This is a genomic window from Nocardia sp. BMG51109, assembly GCF_000526215.1.
Lineage (GTDB): Bacteria > Actinomycetota > Actinomycetes > Mycobacteriales > Mycobacteriaceae > Nocardia.
Genome location: NZ_JAFQ01000004.1, coordinates 5968646 through 5987064, shown reverse-complemented (window position 1 = coordinate 5987064; position 18419 = coordinate 5968646). Strand labels below are relative to the sequence as shown.

At 68.5% G+C, this 18419-nt stretch carries 12 protein-coding genes; 8 read left to right on the top strand and 4 right to left on the bottom strand.

What is annotated here, in order from left to right:
• Positions 1 to 302 precede the first annotated feature (302 nt).
• The 7 genes from D892_RS0128465 (at position 303) to D892_RS0128435 (ending at position 10243) form a co-directional block, all read left to right on the top strand.
• On the top strand, positions 303 to 1898 hold the full coding sequence (locus D892_RS0128465; RefSeq protein ID WP_024804500.1) for an SMP-30/gluconolactonase/LRE family protein: 1596 nt from the start codon (positions 303 to 305) through the stop codon (positions 1896 to 1898).
• A 5-nt stretch (positions 1899 to 1903) separates the two neighbouring features.
• The gene (locus D892_RS0128460) at positions 1904 to 2791 is read left to right on the top strand and encodes an SDR family NAD(P)-dependent oxidoreductase (protein WP_024804499.1); all 888 of its coding nucleotides are present in this window, start codon (positions 1904 to 1906) and stop codon (positions 2789 to 2791) included.
• A gap of 26 nt (positions 2792 to 2817) precedes the next feature.
• Positions 2818 to 4200 (top strand): SRPBCC family protein, encoded by a 1383-nt coding sequence (locus tag D892_RS0128455; RefSeq protein WP_024804498.1) that lies wholly within the window; start codon positions 2818 to 2820, stop codon positions 4198 to 4200.
• 104 nt (positions 4201 to 4304) lie between these two features.
• Positions 4305 to 6131 (top strand): NAD(P)/FAD-dependent oxidoreductase, encoded by a 1827-nt coding sequence (locus D892_RS0128450; RefSeq protein WP_024804497.1) that lies wholly within the window; start codon positions 4305 to 4307, stop codon positions 6129 to 6131.
• Between the two features lie 40 nt (positions 6132 to 6171).
• The gene (locus D892_RS0128445; RefSeq protein WP_024804496.1) at positions 6172 to 7110 is read left to right on the top strand and encodes an SDR family NAD(P)-dependent oxidoreductase; all 939 of its coding nucleotides are present in this window, start codon (positions 6172 to 6174) and stop codon (positions 7108 to 7110) included.
• Positions 7107 to 8816, top strand: a complete 1710-nt coding sequence (locus D892_RS0128440) for a thiamine pyrophosphate-binding protein (RefSeq protein ID WP_024804495.1) — start codon at positions 7107 to 7109, stop codon at positions 8814 to 8816. The genes D892_RS0128445 and D892_RS0128440 overlap by 4 nt, the downstream gene beginning before the upstream one ends.
• Positions 8816 to 10243, top strand: coding sequence for an aldehyde dehydrogenase family protein (locus tag D892_RS0128435; protein ID WP_024804494.1), 1428 nt, complete (start codon positions 8816 to 8818; stop codon positions 10241 to 10243). Before D892_RS0128440 ends, D892_RS0128435 begins: the two co-directional genes overlap by 1 nt.
• 11 nt (positions 10244 to 10254) lie before the next feature.
• On the opposite strand, the gene D892_RS0128430 is transcribed toward D892_RS0128435, so the two are convergent.
• Together D892_RS0128430 and D892_RS42295 are read right to left on the bottom strand one after the other, a co-directional pair.
• Positions 10255 to 13845, bottom strand: a complete 3591-nt coding sequence (locus D892_RS0128430; RefSeq protein WP_024804493.1) for a LysM peptidoglycan-binding domain-containing protein — start codon at positions 13843 to 13845, stop codon at positions 10255 to 10257.
• Positions 13842 to 14276: a hypothetical protein gene (locus tag D892_RS42295; RefSeq protein ID WP_156959721.1), complete on the bottom strand. Its 435-nt coding sequence runs from the start codon at positions 14274 to 14276 to the stop codon at positions 13842 to 13844. Before D892_RS42295 ends, D892_RS0128430 begins: the two co-directional genes overlap by 4 nt.
• A gap of 546 nt (positions 14277 to 14822) precedes the next feature.
• Here D892_RS42295 and D892_RS0128415 point away from each other — a divergent pair.
• Positions 14823 to 16028 (top strand): cytochrome P450, encoded by a 1206-nt coding sequence (locus D892_RS0128415; RefSeq protein WP_024804491.1) that lies wholly within the window; start codon positions 14823 to 14825, stop codon positions 16026 to 16028.
• A 22-nt stretch (positions 16029 to 16050) separates the two neighbouring features.
• Here D892_RS0128415 and D892_RS0128410 read toward each other — a convergent pair whose 3' ends face one another.
• Both D892_RS0128410 and D892_RS0128405 read right to left on the bottom strand, forming a co-directional pair.
• Complete coding sequence (locus tag D892_RS0128410; RefSeq protein ID WP_024804490.1) at positions 16051 to 17208, bottom strand: N(5)-(carboxyethyl)ornithine synthase; 1158 nt, start codon at positions 17206 to 17208, stop codon at positions 16051 to 16053.
• A 60-nt stretch (positions 17209 to 17268) separates the two neighbouring features.
• Complete coding sequence (locus D892_RS0128405; protein WP_024804489.1) at positions 17269 to 18417, bottom strand: acyl-CoA dehydrogenase family protein; 1149 nt, start codon at positions 18415 to 18417, stop codon at positions 17269 to 17271.
• Positions 18418 to 18419 lie beyond the last annotated feature (2 nt).

Below are 18419 nucleotides of genomic sequence, written 5' to 3'. Positions count from 1 at the left end.
GGCGCTCCAGACCCGTGGGCGTCCAGCAGCGCCTCCAGGCACCTACCACTCGAAACCCGTGCAGCCGTGAGCCATCCGAACGACCTCCGCGAGCATCCCGCCGGCGCCGACGACCCCACAGCCCGCTACTGGGCAGTAAGTAATCACGCAAGTATTGCTATCCTTATGAGGATTGAAGTAGCGTGATCCGCGTTACATCACCGCACCCGACTCGACCGGATTGCCGCTTCCACGACACCTGCCGGGCCACGGGGCGGGCCATACAGCGAAAACGTCCTTCTCATCCCCCGGGAGGCCCGGCCTTGACCACAGGGGCGCGCTACCGCAGCACCGCACCGTTCACCGTCGCCGACGGCTGGAGCCTGGAGCGGCTCACCCCACCGAGCCGATTGTTCGGCGCGAACGGCCTGCGCACCGGCCCCGACGGCCGCGTCTACGTGGCCCAGGTCGCCGGCAGCCAGATCAGTGCGCTCGACGTCACCACCGGTGATCTGGAGACCGTCAGCGCGAAGGGCGGCGATATCGTCGCCCCCGACGATCTGGCCTTCGATCCCGAGGGCAACCTCATCGCCACCGAGTACATGGACGGGCGGGTCAGCGTGCGCGGCACCGACGGCCGCAGCCGGGTGCTGCGCGCCGATCTGCCGGGCGCCAACGGCATCACCGTGCACAACGGCCGGCTGTTCGTCAACGAGTGCCGGATCGGCGGCCGCCTGATGGAGCTGCCGTTCGACGGCGGCCGACCCCGTGTGCTGCAGGACGACCTGCCGATGCCCAACGCCATGGAGGTCGGGCCCGACGGGCTCCTGTACTACCCGGTCATGGGAACCAACGACATCTGGCGCATCGACCCCGAAGGCGGTGCGCCGCAACGGGTCGTGGGCGATCTCGGTGCGCCCGACGCGGTCAAGTTCGACGCGGCGGGCTTCCTCGTCTCCACCCAGGCGCAGACCGGCGAGGTGCTGCGCATCGATCCGCGCACCGGCGACCGGCAGGTGCTGGCGCGGCTGGAACCGGGCCTGGACAACTGCACCTTCGTCGGCGACCGGCTGTTCGTCTCGAACTTCTCCGGCTCGATCACCGAAATACTCGCCGGTGGCGACACCCGGGCCGTGCTGCCGGGCGGCCTGCTGTGGCCGCTGGATCTCACCGTCGGCCCCGACGGCAGCCTCTTCGTTGCCGACGGCACCTTCTTCCACGTGCTGCGCGACGGCGAACTGCACGTGGTGGCCTCGCTTTTCAGCGCCGGAAACCCGGGCTATGTGCGCGGTGTCGCCGCCGTCGGCGCGGGCGAGTTCGTGTGCGCCACCTCCACCGGGCAGATCTCGTACTTCCGTCCCGGCTCGGCCGACGAGCCCGAGGTCGTCGCCGACGGCTTCGACCAGCTCTACGGCGTGGCAGCGGCTCCCGACGGGACGATCGTCACCGCGGAGCTGGGCGGCGGGCGGGTGCTGGCCGTCCGGCCCGGCGGCGTCGAGGTGCTGGCGTCCGGGTTGAACGCGCCCCGGGGCGTGGCATTCGGGCCGGACGGCACCGTCCTGGTCTCCGAATCGGGCGCCGGGCGCGTGGTGTCGGTCGGCGGCGCCGGGGTCGGCACGGTGGTGGACGGCCTGGCGAATCCGCACGGAATCCTGGTGCGGGACGGGGCATTACATATCGTCGACGCCGACGCGAAGGAGCTGGTCCGGGTCGATCTGGAGACCAAGGCGCGCACCACGCTCGCGGCGAACCTGCCGGTCGGCGCGCCGCCCGGGGTGGTCCCCAAGCCGCTGCTCGGCACCCCGCCGTTCTCCGGGCCGATGGGCCCGTTCACGGGCATCGCCGCCGGACCCGATGGCACCCTGTACGTTTCGGCCGACGCGGAGGGCAGCGTGCTGGCGCTGCGGAGGAAGGCGTGAGCGAAATGGCCGCACAGGACAACTCGAACGGTTCCGCACCCGGCGAATCCGGATACGGCGGACTGGGTCTGGCGGGCCGCGTCGTCATCGTCGCCGGTGCGGGCGGCGGCGGGATCGGCACGGCCATCACCCGCCTCGTCGCCCGGGCCGGCGCCACCGTGGTCGCGGTGAGCCGCTCGCCGGAGAATCTGAGCACACATATCGAACCGCTTGCCGCCGAGGGTCTTTCGGTCGTGCCGGTCGCCGCCGACGTGAGCACCGACGCGGGCATCGAGACCGCGCTCGCCCACGCCCGCACCGCGCCGGGCGCCCTGCACGGCCTGGTCAATGTCGCCGGCGGCGCCGCCCCGTCGACCTGGATGCCCGCCACCCGGGTGACCCGCGAGGACTGGCGCGCGCTGTTCGAGCAGAACCTCGAGACGATGTTCTTCACCAGCCAGGCGGTCGCCGCGGAGCTGAAGGCGCAGGGCCGCCCGGGCTCGATCGTGTCGATCTCGTCGATCAGCGGAATGAACACGGCCCCTTTCCATATCGCCTACGGCACGGCCAAGGCGGCACTGGTGGCGGCGACCCGGACGATGGCCGCGGAACTGGCGCTGGACGGCATCCGCGTCAATGCCGTCGCCCCCGGCGTGACCGAGACCCCGGCCTCGGGCACCTACGTCGACGAGGATCCCGATCGCGACCGCACGGCCATCGCCATGGGCCGGCGGGGGCGGCCGGAGGAGCAGGCCGGGCCCATCCTGTTCCTGCTGTCGGACCTGTCGACCTACCTCACCGGGCAGACGCTGCTCGTGGACGGCGGCCTGAATCTCAAATGGACCCACCTGGGCGCCGACAACACCTCGCTGTTTCTGAAGGACGAGTCGTTCCGCGCCGCCATCACACGCTGAATCCGCGGTCTCCTGAGGAGGAAGTCATGACCGAAACCGTCGACAACGTTACCGAAACGCCCACTGGGACAACGGAACCGCTGTCGACACCGCTGCTCATCGGTGTCGAGGCGTACACCTCGCAGGAGTACGCCCGCGCCGAGGCGGACAAGCTCTGGTCCAAGGTGTGGCAGCAGGTCGACCGCGTGGAGGAGATCCCCCGGGTCGGGGACTTCCTCACCTACGAGATCCAGGACGACTCGATCATCGTGGTGCGCACCGCGCCCGACACCATCCGCGCCTACCACAACGTCTGCGCGCACCGCGGCCGCCGGCTGATCGACACCCCGCCCGGCGCGCACGACGCCCGCGGCAGCCGCAAGCAGTTCGTCTGCGGATTCCACGGCTGGCGCTACGACCTGGAGGGCAACAACACCTTCGTGGCCGAGCGCGACGACTGGCCGTGCGGGCTCACCGGGCGCAACGACGGGCTGAACCGGGTCCAGGTGGACACCTGGGGCGGCTGGATCTGGATCAACATGGATCCCGACGCCGGGCCGCTGCGCGAGTACCTGGAACCGGCGGCCAGCCTGCTCGAGCACTTCGAGCTGGAGAAGATGCGCTACCGGTGGCGGCGGTGGCTGACCTTCGACTGCAACTGGAAGGTCGCCTTCGAGGCGTTCATGGAGACCTACCACGTGCCCTACACCCATCCGGAGTTCATGAACTTCGGCCAGTTCCTGGGCTGGTCACGGGCACAGGGCAAGCACAGCAACATCGGCTACGACGCGCCGAAGGGCATGGAGGAGAACCAGGCCAAGGTGCGCATCGGCTCGGGTCCCGATGCCCGGGTGTCGACGGCCACGCTGCAGAACTTCACCTGGGAGAACGCCAACACCAACACCACCCGCACGCTGGTCGACGTCGCGAACCGGCTGGTCGACGAGCTGCCCGAGGGCACACCGGCCAACGAGGTGCTGCGGTACTGGCTCGACACGGCGCGGTCCGAGGACGAGGCGCGTGGCGTCGTCTGGCCGAAGGTCGACCCCGACATCGTCGCCCAGGCCGGCACCGCCTGGCAGATCTTCCCCAACTTCCAGATCGGCCACGCGCTGAACAACATGCTGTGCTACCGGTTCCGGCCCTACGGCGACGACCCGGACCGGTGCATCTTCGAGGCCGCCGTCTTCGAACTGTTCCCGCCCGGCGAGGAGCCGAAGACCGAGTGGGAGTACACCCCGGAGGGCGACCCGAACTGGAGAACCGTTCTGCCGCAGGACTTCTCCAATATGGCGGCCGTGCAGAAGGGGCTGAAGTCGCGCGGCTTCTCCGGCGCGAAACCGAACCCGTACCGGGAACGCAGCATCGTCAACCTGCATCACAACCTCGCCTCGTACATGGGCACCGGTGAGCCACGCGACCTGACCTGACAGTGCCGCGCGACCTGACCCGACAGTGCCGCGCGACCTGACCCGGCAGTGGCGAAATCGCCGGTCCCACACACGAACCCGAGTAACAGAGTGAGGAAATTCGAATGCAGCACTGCGAGCCCACGGTAACGCCGGACGTCGACAAGGAGGCCCTGCGCGCGAAGTATCTCGCCGAGCGCGACAAGCGGCTGCGTCCCGAGGGGCAGCAGCAGTACGTCGAGGCGGAGGACGAGTTCGCCGAGTTCTACGAGAGCGACCCGCATATGCCGGTCGTGCCGCGCGACCCGATCGTCGGCGATATCGAGGTGGTGGTCCTCGGCGGCGGTTTCGCGGGTCTCATCACCGCCCACCGGCTGCTGCGCGCGGGCATCTCCGACTTCCGGATCATCGAGCTGGGCGGGGACTTCGGCGGCGTCTGGTATTGGAACCGCTACCCGGGCATCCAGGTCGACTCGGACGCCTACTCCTATCTCCCGCTGCTCGAGGAAACCGGCTACATGCCGACGGAGAAGTTCACGCACGGCGACGAGAACTTCGAACACTCCCAGCGCATCGGAAAGCAGTTCGGGCTCTACGAGAAGGCGATCTTCCACACCCTGACCCGCTCGCTGGAATGGGACGAGCGGATCAAGCGCTGGCGGATCGGCACCAACCGCGGCGACGAGATCCGCGCCCGTTTCGTCGTGATGTGCCAGGGTCCCTACAACCGGCCGAAACTGCCCGGCATCCCCGGCATCACGGATTTCCGGGGGCACACCTTCCACACCGCCCGCTGGGACTACGAGTACACCGGCGGCAACCTGCACGGCGGGCTGGACCGGATCGCCGACAAGAGGATCGCCATCATCGGCACGGGCTCGACCGCCGTGCAGGCGATCCCGCACCTGGCGCGGGGCGCGAAGCACCTGACCGTCTTCCAGCGGACGCCGTCCTACATCTTCGAGCGCGACAACTACCCGACAGATCCCGAGTGGGTGCGGACGCTGCAACCGGGCTGGCGCGCGGAACGGCAGCGCAACTTCCACAACGCGGCCTTCTCGTTCTACAGCCCCGGCGAACCGGACCTCATCTGCGACGGCTGGACCGAGGTGGCCCGCAACCTGGCGGCGAAGCTGAACGAAACCAACGGCTGGGCCGCCCTGGCCGATCCGGTGAAGTTCCTGGAGCTCAAGGAGATCGAGGACTACCGGTCGATGGAGCGGCTGCGCCGCCGGGTCGAGGAGATCGTCGAGGACCCGGATACCGCGGAGAAGCTCAAGCCGTACTACCGCAACATGTGCAAGCGGCCGGTCTTCAACGACGACTACCTGCCGACCTTCAACCGCCCGAACGTCACCCTGGTCGACGTATCGGATACCAAAGGCGTGGAACGCATCACGGAGAAGGGCATCGTCGCGCACGGCGTCGAGCACGAGTTCGACTGCATCGTGTTCGCCAGCGGCTTCGAGATCACCACCTCGCTCGATCGCCAGTACGACATCAAGCCGTTCACCGGCCGGGACGGCCGCTCGCTCTACGAGCACTGGGGCAAGGGATTCCGCACGCTGCACGGCGTCGCGGCGAACGGATTCCCCAACATCTACTTCACCGGGTTCATCCAGGGCGGCGTGACCGCGGCCACGACCCCGATGTTCGAACAGCAGGCCGACCACATCGCCTACATCATCAAGCAGGCGCAGGAGCGCGGCGCCACGGCCGTGGAACCCACCGCCGAGGCCGAGGAGGGGTGGATCCGGACGATCCGGGAGAACACCGTCGACAACAGCACCTTCGTGACCGAATGCACCCCCGGCTACTACAACAGCGAGGGCGAGCCGAACGGCCGCTCGTTCCTCGGCGAGCCGTTCTGGGGCGGCTTCTACGTGCTCGAGGAGATGCTGCAGAACTGGCGGGGCACGGGCGATCTGGAGGGCCTGGTGCTCGAGAAGTGACGAGCCCGGAATCCCGCGACGGCAGAGAGGACCGAACACCTTGCAGCAACTCAGGTTCGACGATCGCGTAGCCGTGATCACCGGCGCCGGACGGGGACTGGGGCGGGCGTACGCCGAACTGCTTGCCTCCCTGGGTGCCAAGGTGGTCGTCAACGATGTCGGCGGCACGACTCGCGGCGACGTCTTCGAGGCCGACGTGGCCGCGGAGACGGCACAGCGGATCAAGGACGCCGGCGGTGCGGCGGTCGCCAACACCGACTCGGTGACCACGGCCGCCGGCGGCCGGGCGATCGTCGACTCGGCGCTGGACCACTACGGGCGCCTCGACATCCTCATCCACAACGCCGGCAACGTCCGCTACGGGCCGCTCACCGAGCTGAGCTACGAGGATTTCGAGGCGGTCGTGGATGTGCACCTGCGCGGCGCCTTCCACGTGGTGCGGGCCGCGTTCCCGGTGATGAGCAAGGCCGGGTACGGGCGGGTGGTGCTGACCTCCTCCATCGGCGGCATCTACGGCAACAAGGCGGTAGCCAACTACGCCGTCTCCAAGGCCGGCGTGATCGGCCTGTCCAATGTCGTCGCCCTGGAAGGCGCCGAGGTCGGGGTCACCTCCAACGTCATCATCCCGTCGGCACTCACCCGGATGGCCGCGGGCATCGACACCTCGGCCTACCCCGATATGCGGGCGGAGCTGGTGGCCCCCGCGGTCGGGTACCTGGCGCACGAAACCTGTTCGCTCACCGGCGAACTGCTGGTGTCGATCGCGGGCCGGGTAGCGCGCGCCTACATCGCCGAGACGCCGGGGGTGTACCAGCCCTCCTGGACCGTCGACGAGGTCGCCACACGTATCGACGAGATTCGCAACACCGACAACTCCTGGATCCTGCCGCCCGCGTCGGCACATGTCGACCACATCGGCCGCAGCTTCGCGATGGCCCGGGCAGGACAAGCAGGTCAGGGAAGTGAGGACGAAATATGACCGTGAAAGTCTACGAACGCATTCTGGATCTGTTCGAGGCCGAGGGCATCGACACGATCTTCGGCATCCCCGATCCGAACTTCGTGCACCTGTTCCATCTCGCCGAACAGCGCGGCTGGAATGTCGTTGCGCCGCACCACGAGGAGTCGGCCGGGTTCATGGCCGAGGCGGTGTCGCGGATGACCGGTAAGCCCGCGCTGGCCATCGCCACGCTCGGCCCGGGCGTCGCGAACCTGGCCGGCTCGGTCATGTGCGCCATGGTGGAGAACTCGCCGATCGTCTTCCTCGGCGGGCAGCGCGCGCGGATCACCGAGCAGCGGGTGCGCCGCGGCCGGATCCAGTTCGTGCAGCAGGCGCCGCTGATCGAGAACTCGGTCAAATACAGCGCCAGCATCGAATATCCGGACCAGACCGACGAGATCATCCGCGAGGGCCTGCGCAAGGCGCTGTCGGGAACACCGGGACCGGTGTACATCGAGTACCCCTCGCATGTGATCAACGAGGACCTCGACGTCCCGGCGGCGTTGCCGCCCAAGGATTATCGGCTCGTCGGGCAGACCGCGGGCGCGGACAAGATCGCCGAGGCGGTGGACTACATCCGCGCGGCGAAGCAGCCCATCCTGCTGGTCGGTCACGGGGTGCACACCGCGCGCGCCGGGGCGGCGGTCAAGGAGCTGGCCGACCTCGTCGCGGCACCGGTGCTGCAGACCTCCGGCGGCACCTCCTACATCGAGGGGCTGGAGGACCGCACGTTCCCGTACGGCTTCTCGAAGGCCGGGCTCGACGCGGTCGTGCAGTCCGACCTGTGCCTGGCCATCGGCACCGAACTCGGTGAGCCGGTGCACTTCGGGCGCGGACGGCACTGGGTGGCGAACGAGGCGAACCGGAAATGGGTTCTGATCGAACAGGATCCGGCCGCCATCGGCGTCAACCGGCCGATCGACGTGCCGCTGGTCGGCGATCTGCGGGCGATCGTGCCGCAGCTGGTCGAGGCGCTGCGCGACACCCCGCGCGAGCCCACGCCCGAGCTGCGCGGCTGGATCGAACAGGATGCCGCGCGGCTGACGGAGCTGGCGGAGACCGCGCCGTCCGGCGGCAGCCCGGTGCATCCGGCCCGGATGATCGTGGAGGCCACCAAGGTCTTTCCGCCGGACGGCATCATGGTCCGCGACGGCGGCGCCACCACGATCTTCGGCTGGACCTATTCGCAGGCCAAGCCGCACGACGTGATCTGGAACCAGAACTTCGGGCATCTCGGCACCGGCCTGCCGTATGCGGTGGGCGCCTCGGTCGCCGAGGGCGGTAAGCGGCCGGTCATGCTGGTCACCGGCGACTCGTCGTTCCAGTTCCAGATCGCGGAGCTGGAAACCGCCGCGCGCCTGAACCTTCCGCTGGTCTGCGTGGTCGGCGTCGACTACGCCTGGGGACTCGAGGTCGGCGTCTACAAGCGCACCTTCGGGCCGGAGGATGCGCTGCAGCCCGGCGTGCACTGGAGCAAGGACGTGCGGCTGGACAAGGTGGCCGAGGGCTTCGGCTGCTACGGCGAGTACGTCGAGCGCGACGAGGACATCGCGCCCGCCGTCAAACGGGCCTACGCCAGCGGCAGGCCGGGCGTCATCCACGTCGCCATCGATCCGAAGGCGAACTCGGAGGAGATGCCGAGCTACGACGAATTCCGCACCTGGTACGCAGAAGGACAGCAGTGATGCGCGAGTACTCGAAGTTCTACATCGGCGGCGAATGGACCGATCCGGACGGGCCGCAGACTTTCGACGTGGTGAATCCCGCCACCGAGGAGGTCTGCGGGAAGGTCGCGAGCGGCTCGGCCGCCGACGTCGACCGGGCGGTGGCCGCCGCCCGGCGGGCGTTCCCGGCATGGTCCGCGGCCTCCGCCACCGATCGGATCGCGGTGTTGCGCACCATCACCGAGGAATACGGCCGCCGCCGCGACGACCTCGCCGCCGCCCTCACCGAGGAGATGGGCGCCCCGGCCGCGCTCGCGAGCGGGTTCCAGGTCGATCTCGGCGGCGGGCATCTGGCGACCGCCCTCGAGATCCTGGAGAACTACGAGTTCGAGCAGCGGCGCGGCGCCACGCTGATCGTCAAGGAACCGATCGGCGTCTGCGGCCTCATCACCCCCTGGAACTGGCCGCTGAATCAGATTGCGGTGAAGGTCTTCCCGGCCCTGGCCGCCGGCTGCACGGTGGTACTCAAACCGTCGGAGCAGTCGCCGTTCAGCGGGCAGATCCTCGCCGAAATCCTCGACGCCGCAGGCGTTCCCGCCGGAGTGTTCAACCTGGTCCAGGGCGACGGGCTCGGCGTGGGCGCGCCGCTGTCGGCGCATCCCGGCGTGGACCTGATCTCGTTCACCGGATCCACCCGCGCGGGCATCGAGATCGCGCGCAACGCCGCGCCCAGCGTGAAGCGCGTGACCCAGGAACTCGGCGGCAAGAGCCCGAACATCGTGCTCGACGACGCGGAGCTGCCCGGTAACGTCGCCACCGCCGTCGCCACCCTGATGAACAACTCCGGTCAGACCTGTAGCGCCCTGTCGCGCATGCTGGTTCCGCGATCCCGCATGGACGACGCCGTCGCGGCGGCGAAGGACGCGGCTTCGCAACTGTCCGTGGGTGATCCGACGGGCGACGTGGCGCTGGGGCCGGTGGTGTCCGGCGCGCAGTTCGACAAGATCCAGGCGCTGATCCAGAAGGGCATCGACGAGGGCGCGACCCTCGTCACCGGCGGCACCGGCCGCCCCGACGGCCTCGCCAAGGGGTACTACGTCAAGCCCACGGTGTTCGCGAACGTCACCAACGATATGACCATCGCGCGCGAGGAGATCTTCGGCCCCGTCCTGACCATCCTCGCCTACGACGACCTCGACCAGGCCGTCGAGATCGCCAACGACACCGAATACGGCCTGGCCGGCAATGTCGCCGGAGCCGACCTCGAACAGGCCCGCGCCGTGGCCCGCCGCATCAGCGCCGGCTGGGTCACGATCAACGACGCCTTCGACTTCCACGCCCCCTTCGGCGGCTACCGCAAGAGCGGAAACGGCCGGGAGTGGGGCGAGTTCGGCTTCGAGGAGTACCTGGAGACCAAGGCGATCCTGGGGTACGCGCCGGAGGCGTAACGGGCACCGGTTCAGGGAACGATCAGGACCTGGCCCGGGAAAATGAAATCGGGGTTGTACAGGCGGCTGGCGGCGGCTATTTCGTGATAGCCGCTGCCATTCGCGTAGTAGCGCATCGCAATACCCGCGAGAGTCTCGCCGGCGGCGACTATGTGGATTCGCCGATTACCCTCCGCCGCTTCCGCTCGCACGGTGCCGTCGGTGGACGCGTCCCCGGTGCGGATGAGGTGGGTGCCGGATGTCGTCTCCTCGGCGCCGGACTCGTGCAGCGACAGGACACGACGCCCCAGGTCGACAATCGCGTCCGCATCGTGCTGGGCGACCAGTTCGATAGGAATGTCGGCTCCGCGGCGGAGGATATCGGCGACCATCCGGAGGGATGCCGCGGTATCCACTTCGCGCATCATCCGCTCCAGCGCTCGCGAACGGTAGTAATCGTGCTCGATCCCGGATATCACCTCGAAGGCGCGGCCGAGTTCCCCGGCATCGGCGAGGAGTACGGCCAGTTCGTATTGCCCGACCGGAAGGAGATCGATGGTGGCGACCCGCTGTAGCAGCCTGCTCGCCGCGTCGAAATCGGACCGCCCGGCCGCCGATCGAGCCCGCAGCAGCAGCGCCTGATCGGATACCGTCGAACTCTGCTCCCGGGAAAGCCGCTCCGCCCGCGTCACCCACCGCAGTGCCACCTCGTCCCTGCCGGTCGCGAGCGCAGCCTCCGACAACCGGAGCAGCGCCTGGGCTCGCAGCTCGTCCGACGAGAACTCCGGCATGCGGGATTCGAGTTCGTCCGGTACGCACCCGGATTCGCTGCCTGCCGCACCGGCGCGAGAGGCCACCTCGCACTGTTTCATGAGGCGCACATCCGGCGCCGTGACGTTGCCGAGGAATTCCCGCACCCGATCCCACCGCCGCATCGCCGCGGCGGCGTCCGCGAGTCGTGCGAAGTACCCGTCCCGAAGCTCCGGCACGTCCGCCGCCCGGGCGATCCCCTCCGCGGCGCCGAGCAGACGCGCGGCCGGTTCGGTTCTTCCGATGGCGTGGGCGGTCTCCGCGATCTCGCACCACACCCGCAGCCTGGTGCCCGGGTCCACGACCAGTTCCGCGAATCGCGTCGCACGCTCCAGGACCCGATCGGCGAAGGCGCCGTCGGCGGTGTGCGGCACCGCCGCGAGAAAGCCCCGCGCCCGGTCCCACCACATCTGCGGAACCACCGCCGAGCGGGCCCGCTGTTCGGCCCGCTCCGCGCAGTCGGCGGACCGCTCCCGGTCGCCGAGGGCACACCACGCCCGGGCGAGCGAGGTCAGCGCCCACGCCTCCAGCCGGGGCTCGACCGTCACGTCCGCCACCGACTCCATGATTCGCGCCGCGAATTGCGGATCGGTCCCGGCGGTGCACGTCACCAGTTCCACGGCCGTATGAATTTTCCGGTACGGCGAGCCCGATATCGCTCGGTAGGCCGATTCGGCGCTTTCCAGGTCGCCGCACAGCGCTGCCGTATCGGCCAGCGCGGACAACCCGAAGGATCTCGGCACATCGCCCCGGACCTCCTCGATATCGGAGTGCATCCGGTCCAGAATTTCCCGCACCCCCACCGCCTCGCCACCGGATCTCAATCCGCGCACCAGCCTGCGGAGCGCCTCGATACGCCACAGCGGCTGAGCCACACCGGACGCCACTCCCTCGGCCACGCTCCGGTACCCCACCGATCCCAGCGCCTCCACCAGATTGCACAGCGTCAGGACATACCCGTTTCCGGCGGGAATCCTTTTCCATTCTCGGAGCGCGTTGTCGCATATCTCCGCCGCGCGCTCGGGGTCCAATTGCAACCAGGCACCGACGAGAACTGAACACATATCGACACCCTTGGCGCCCGATGACGACACCGAGCCCGACAGCTCCTCACAGATCGCCACGGACTCCGCCCTGTCCACAGTGCGCAATGCGATCGCGACATCGCACAGCGCGGTGACCCGCAGCACCGGATCGACAATCCGGAGCGCGACCTCGCGGGCCGTACGCGCGAGTTCCCGCGCGACGTCCTGATTCGTCTCCGATCCGATCCGGGCGCAGTAGGCGCGCACCTCCGCGGTAGGCCACGAGATGGATTGCACGAGCGGGTCGATCGACTCGGCCTCACCCCTGGCGACCATGACCTCGACGAGTTCGCTCATCGCCAGCGAGGGCGAGACGGTGGTGCCCGACGTCCGCGCGAGCATAACCGCTCGGTCGATATCGCCGAGCTGAGCCCAGACCAGTGCGAGACCCCAGGGAACCAGTTCCGCATTACGTTCGATGCCGTTTCGATCCAGCGCCAATTCCAGCGCATTCTTCACATCCGGAACCGGTGACTCCGCGATCATATCCAGCGCATCGCTTATTTCCGCCAGGGCGTGCGCTCCCGATTTGTCAATCGTCGACAGCAGTCTCCGGCGGTCACGGTCCCGGGCCAGTGCGACGACCCGATCGACATCCCCTGCCGCCCGCAGCATGGTGAAGTAGTCCCGCAACAAGTAGCCGGGAGTATCTTCCGGCCAGCCCCGTTCCCGGTGTTCATCGGCCCATTCGTCCATCCGGCGGCGGTATCGGTCCATATCATGCTTCATTCGCACCTCAGCCTCTCGCCGCAACTCCCCGTGCGCGAAAGTGTACCTCGCGTCCCGCCGTCCGCGCATCGCCTCATATTTCGATACCACCCGGCTTTTGATAATCGATTCCACTCGCACATATGGTTTTTGCGCGAGACCGGCCAGTTCCGCACAGGACAATGCCGCTCCCGCCGCGACAAGATATCCGAGGACATCCAATCCCAGGTCATCGGCGATCAGGCGTTCCAGATCTTTTCTCGACTCGTCCCGTAATACTCGCGCGTGCGCGGATACCGACAGGTCCCGAATCACGCCGGGGTTCCGCAGGGGATGCCCCTCGGGCAGGTCGGACGGCAGCACGAGGTCGTTTCGCGCGGTGACGATCACCCGCACCCCCTCCGGCAACCGGGCCGGGAGCACACCGGCGATGCTGTACTCGGCGTCTCTTCTGGTCGGATCGACGCCGTCGTCCTCGTCCAGACCGTCCACCACCAGGACGAGACGATGGCCGTCACTACTGCAGTGCCACGCCGTTTCGGCCAAGTAGCTTTCCCACTCACCTGGTCCGACACCGTATTTGACGTCGAGATCTCCCCGCAGTTCCGACATCTGGCTGAGCGTGTTGTCGATGAACGCACGCCGGCCGGACGATTGCAGGCGTCGGCTGACGAACGACCACACCAGCCGCACTCGCGATTGCGGGTCCTCGAGCGTTCGCACGACGAACGACGACAGCAGCGCCGTCTTCCCCGACCATGCCGGGCCGCGCCACCACATCCATCCGGACCCGTCGCTCGCAGCGCAGAAGGATTCCAGTTCGGAGATCTCCCTTTCCCGCCCGATCAGCCTATCGGGCGCGAGCCAGCGGACATCCGCCGTCGTCTGAACGTGCGACGCCACCGGACGGCTGGAAAAACTGTTGTGCTCGTAGGTGATATTGCCGGAATTACCCGACACGGCAACTCCGTGGATGGCCGTCGCCCGGCCGGTGCGGGTCGCCGACTGCCGCCCTGTCACCGATTCGGTCCCCGGGCGGCGCTCCCGGCCGGGTGCCCCGAATCGCCCGGCGGATCCTCGCCGCCGCCGGGTGCGGACCGGTTGTCCGAGATCTGCGTTCCGGATACCGCCCGTCCGTCGACAGCGATGGCGTCACCGCTTTCCATACTTTCCAGCGTTCCGGAGGCGCCGGGTGGCGCCTGCACCCCGGAAATGCTCTCGCCGCGAACGGCGACCGCCGATCCGGTCTTCCGCGCCGTGACGGCCGGGCCGCGGCGGTCGACCGGGCGCAGTGCCGCCCAGACCGCGACTCCGACGGCCGCGACAGCGAAAACCGCGGAGACCGACTGGGCGATGGTGTCGGCCCGGCCCGATTCGACGGAGGCAAGCCACGCGGTCAGGCCGGCGGCCACGAGACAGGTGACGAACAACGCCCATCGATGCAGTCGCATCACCTCATTATCCACGACTCCTGTTGCGTATCAGTCGATTTCACTCCTCTCGAGTTTCTCACCAGCTACCACCGAGTCCACCGCATCATCCCGCGTCAACTGACGAGCAACGGCACGGCACGGCGGTACGGTTCACCACCGGACCGCCACCGCGGACATCACATTCGATTCAGCGGGGCGAACCGGGCGAGCCCCAGCTACTCCCGGGCGGATATTCGCCGACATTGTGCCGGGCTCTGCTGGCCTATTACGCGTCGGACGCGTTTACGTTCCCAGAGTTGGGGTGGAATTCCCCCCGGCGGTGATGCGGCCGCTGTTCGGCGGTTACGACGGCGATGCCGGATTACGCGCCGGAGGCGTAGGGCCGCAAGCCCCGAAACCCTTCGTCTGGCAAACCGGCGGTACCGGCTGACACCATGCGGTTGATCATCCGGGCGAACCGCCGGGAAACGGGGTGTCCGCCGCGGAAGCCGGGCCCCTCCGTCGGCCCGCGGTCGTCGTGCCCACCGAGAGCACGGGGCGTCCGGGACACGGGAGGGGCTGGATATGACCGAAACATCGGATACCGCAACGCGATTGCCGACGACCAGGGCACCCGGCCGGCCGTTCGACCCGCCGGGCGAGCTGGCCGCGCTGCGCGAGCGGGCGCCGCTGGTGCGGATGGAGTTTCCGGACGGGCACCTGGGCTGGCTGGCGACCGACTACGCCACCGTGCGGGCGATTCTCGCCGATCAGCGGTTCACCTCGCGGCACGAGCTCATGCACTACGCGCTGGCCGATATCGCGCTGCCGCCGGCGCCCATCGGTCAGTTCCTCGCGCTCGATCCGCCCGACCACACCCGGTTCCGGCAGTTGCTGATCGGCAAGTTCACCGCGCGGCGGATGCGGCTGCTCGCGGAGCAGGTGCAGGAGATCACCGCCGAGCATCTGGATGCCATGGAGCGGGCGGGCGGGCCCGCGGATCTGGTGAACGCCTTCGCCTATCCGATTCCGGCGATGATGATCTGCGAGCTGCTCGGCGTTCCCCGGGACGATCGGGCCCAGTTCCGCGGGTTGATGGAGATGCAAACGGATCCGGACCTGTCGCCCGACGAGCAGTTCGAGCAGGTGTACGCCGGGTTCGAGGCGTTGCAGGACTACATCCGCGGGCTGGTGGTGGCCAAGCGGACCGCGCCGACCGACGACCTGCTGAGCGATCTGATCACCGCCGACTCCGACCTGAGCGAGGACGAACTGGTCGGCGTCGGCGCGTTCCTGCTCGGCGCCGGCCTCGAGACGACCGCGAACATGTTCGCGCTGGGCACCTTCGCGCTCCTGCGCCACCCGGACCAGTTCGCCGCGCTGCGCGCCGAGCCCGGCCTGGCCGACCGCGCCGTCGAGGAGCTGATGCGCTACCTGAGCATCGTGCACACCTACTCCCGTGCCGCGCTGGAGGATGTCGAGGTGGCGGGCGAGGTCGTCAAAACCGGTGAGACCGTGGCCCTTTCGGTCCAGGCCGCCAACCGCGACCCGGCCAGGTTCGACGACCCCGACACCCTGGACATCCACCGCAACGCGGTCGGCCAGCTCGGTTTCGGCCACGGCATCCACCAATGCCTCGGCCAGCAGCTGGCCCGGGTGGAGATGCGAGTGGCCCTGCCCGCCTTGGTAACCCGCTTCCCCACCCTGCGCCTGGCCGTGTCCCCGTCCGAGGTGCCGCTGCGCGAGCAGATGGACGTCTACGGCGTCCACAAGCTCCCGGTCACCTGGTAGGCCGGGGGCTCATGGCACCGTCTCAGATCTGCGCCGGCCGCATGATCGCGTACGGGTAGGCCGCGGCGCGGCCCTGGAAGGAGAGGATCCGCGGGTTCCGGACCCGGCCCTCGCGAATCTCGATGGCGCGCCGGATCGTCTCGCTCCCGTCCCACGCTTCGGGGCCCGACATGACGATCGGCAGGTACTCCAGCAGGGCCTCGGAGATCTCCCAGGTGGCGGAGTTCCACAGGTACGAGGGGGTGTGGTCGACGCCGTAGTAGTACAGGTCCGCGCCGAGGGTGAACATCGGGTCGGCGAACGAGGTCGGCCGGGCCCATTCGAAGCCCATGCCCTCGTCGCAGGAGACGTCGACGAACAGCGTGCCGGGCGCGAAGAAGGGCAGGTCCTCCTCCAGCACGAACATCAACGGCTCGTCGGTGTCCTGCAGGATGCAGTTGACGACGATGTCGTACTGGGCCAGCATCTTCGCCAGCGGCCCCGGCTCCGGCGCCTTCAGTGCCAGGGTCCGGCCGGGGTTGTCCGGGTCCCGCTCGAAATGCTGCATCCGCACCGACGCGAAGGGCGCCGCGACCGCCGGGACGCTGCGTTGCGTCAGCACCGTCACGTCACTGATGCCGAGCGCCGAGAGGGCACGGACCGCGCCGCGGGCGGTGGCGCCGAAGCTGATCACGGCCGCGCGCAGCCGGCGCCCGTAGTCTCCGCAGGAGCCCCGCAGTTGCAGCGCGTGCAGCACCGAGCAGTAGCCGGCCAGCTCGTTGTTCTTGTGGAAGACGTGGACGCTGAAGTTGCCCTCCTTCGTCCAGTGATTCATTGCCTCCCAGGCGATCAGGGTCAGACCCCGGTCGACGGCGAGCTGGGTCAGCCGCTGGTCCTGGACGCAGTGCGGCCATCCCCACACGACCTGGCCGGGACGCAGATTCTCCAGATCCTCGGACGACGGCTTCGGCAACAGCAGCACGTCGCATTCGGAGAACAGCTCCGCACGGGTGCGATGGCCGGCGACCAGCGGCTCGAGGCTCTCGTCGGCGTAGCCGAACCGTTCACCGTAGCCGCGTTCGAGAAAGATGCGGTTGCGAAGCCCCGGATCGATCCGGTCGACATGGGCCGGATGAATCGCCAACCGCCGTTCGTCACTTTTCCGGGAGGTTCCGACGACACCGGCAGTAAGTTGCTTCACCTGCTGAGCCTACGCGCAGGTAAGCGCGCCGATGTCGCCGGGCGGAATCCGGCGCCGGTGCTACAGCCCCAGGTCCCGGGCCACGATCACCTTCATCACCTCGCTGGTGCCGGCGTAGATGCGGGCCACGCGGGCGTCGGTGTACAGGCGGGCGATGGGGTATTCCATCATGTAGCCGTAGCCGCCGAACAGTTGCAGGCAGCGGTCGACGACCCGGGCCTGGGTCTCGGTGCAGAACAGCTTCACCCGGGCCGCGTCCGCACCGGACAGGACACCGTCGAGCAGATCCGACACCGCGCGGTCGATCATCGTCTGGGCCGCCTCGACCTCCGCCGACATCGCCGCCAGTTCGAACTTGGTGTTCTGGAACGAGGCGACCGGTGTGCCGAATGCCTTGCGCTCCTTGGTGTATTCGATGGTGGTGGCGATGGCGGCGCGGGACTGGGCCACCGAGCCGACCGCCACGGTGAGCCGTTCCTGCGGCAGGTTGTGGCCCAGATACCCGAACGCCGCGCCCTCGTCACCGAGCCGGTTGGCCACCGGCACCCGCACGTCCTGGAAGGACAGCTCCATCGTGTCCTGCACCTTGCAGCCCATCTTGTCCAGCATGCGGCCGCGGGTGAAGCCGGGCATGCCGTCCTCGACGACCAGCAGGGTGAGCCCGGCGCGGCGGTTGTCCGGATCGGTCGCGGTCCGGGCGACCACGATCACCAGATCCGCGAGCAGGCCGCCGGTGATGAAGGTCTTCGCGCCGTTGAGGATGTAGTGGTCGCCGTCGCGGACCGCGGTGCTGCGCATACCCGCGAGGTCCGAACCGGTCCCCGGTTCGGTCATGGCGATGGCGGTGAGCAACCGCCCCGTCGCCAGTCCGGGGAACCACCGTTCCCGCTGTTCGGCATTCGCGTATTCCAGGAAGTACGGCAGGATCACATCCAGCTGGGTGCGCACGGTGCCGAGGGTGACCAGCGCGCGGGCCGCCTCCTCCTGGAGGATCACGTTGTAGCGGTAGTCGCGCAGCCCCGCTCCCCCGTGCTCCTCCGGCAGCGCGAAGCCGAGCAGCCCGAGATCGCCCATCTCGGTGAAGATTTCGAGCGGCATCACGCCGGACTTCTCCCATTCGGGGTAGTCCGGAACGATGCGCTTCTCGATGAAATCCCGTGCCAGCTGCCGGAACGCCTCGTGGTCGTCGGTGAACAGCTCTCGTCGCATGC

Bases quoted from the DNA above. Each gene is read 5' to 3' on its own strand.
- D892_RS0128435 (WP_024804494.1), top strand. From the start codon at position 8,816: ATGCGCGAGTACTCGAAGTTCTACATCGGCGGCGAATGGACCGATCCG.
- D892_RS0128415 (WP_024804491.1), top strand. From the start codon at position 14,823: ATGACCGAAACATCGGATACCGCAACGCGATTGCCGACGACCAGGGCA.
- D892_RS0128460 (WP_024804499.1), top strand. From the start codon at position 1,904: ATGGCCGCACAGGACAACTCGAACGGTTCCGCACCCGGCGAATCCGGA.
- D892_RS0128405 (WP_024804489.1), bottom strand. From the start codon at position 18,417: ATGCGACGAGAGCTGTTCACCGACGACCACGAGGCGTTCCGGCAGCTG.
- D892_RS42295 (WP_156959721.1), bottom strand. From the start codon at position 14,276: ATGCGACTGCATCGATGGGCGTTGTTCGTCACCTGTCTCGTGGCCGCC.
- D892_RS0128455 (WP_024804498.1), top strand. From the start codon at position 2,818: ATGACCGAAACCGTCGACAACGTTACCGAAACGCCCACTGGGACAACG.
- D892_RS0128450 (WP_024804497.1), top strand. From the start codon at position 4,305: ATGCAGCACTGCGAGCCCACGGTAACGCCGGACGTCGACAAGGAGGCC.
- D892_RS0128440 (WP_024804495.1), top strand. From the start codon at position 7,107: ATGACCGTGAAAGTCTACGAACGCATTCTGGATCTGTTCGAGGCCGAG.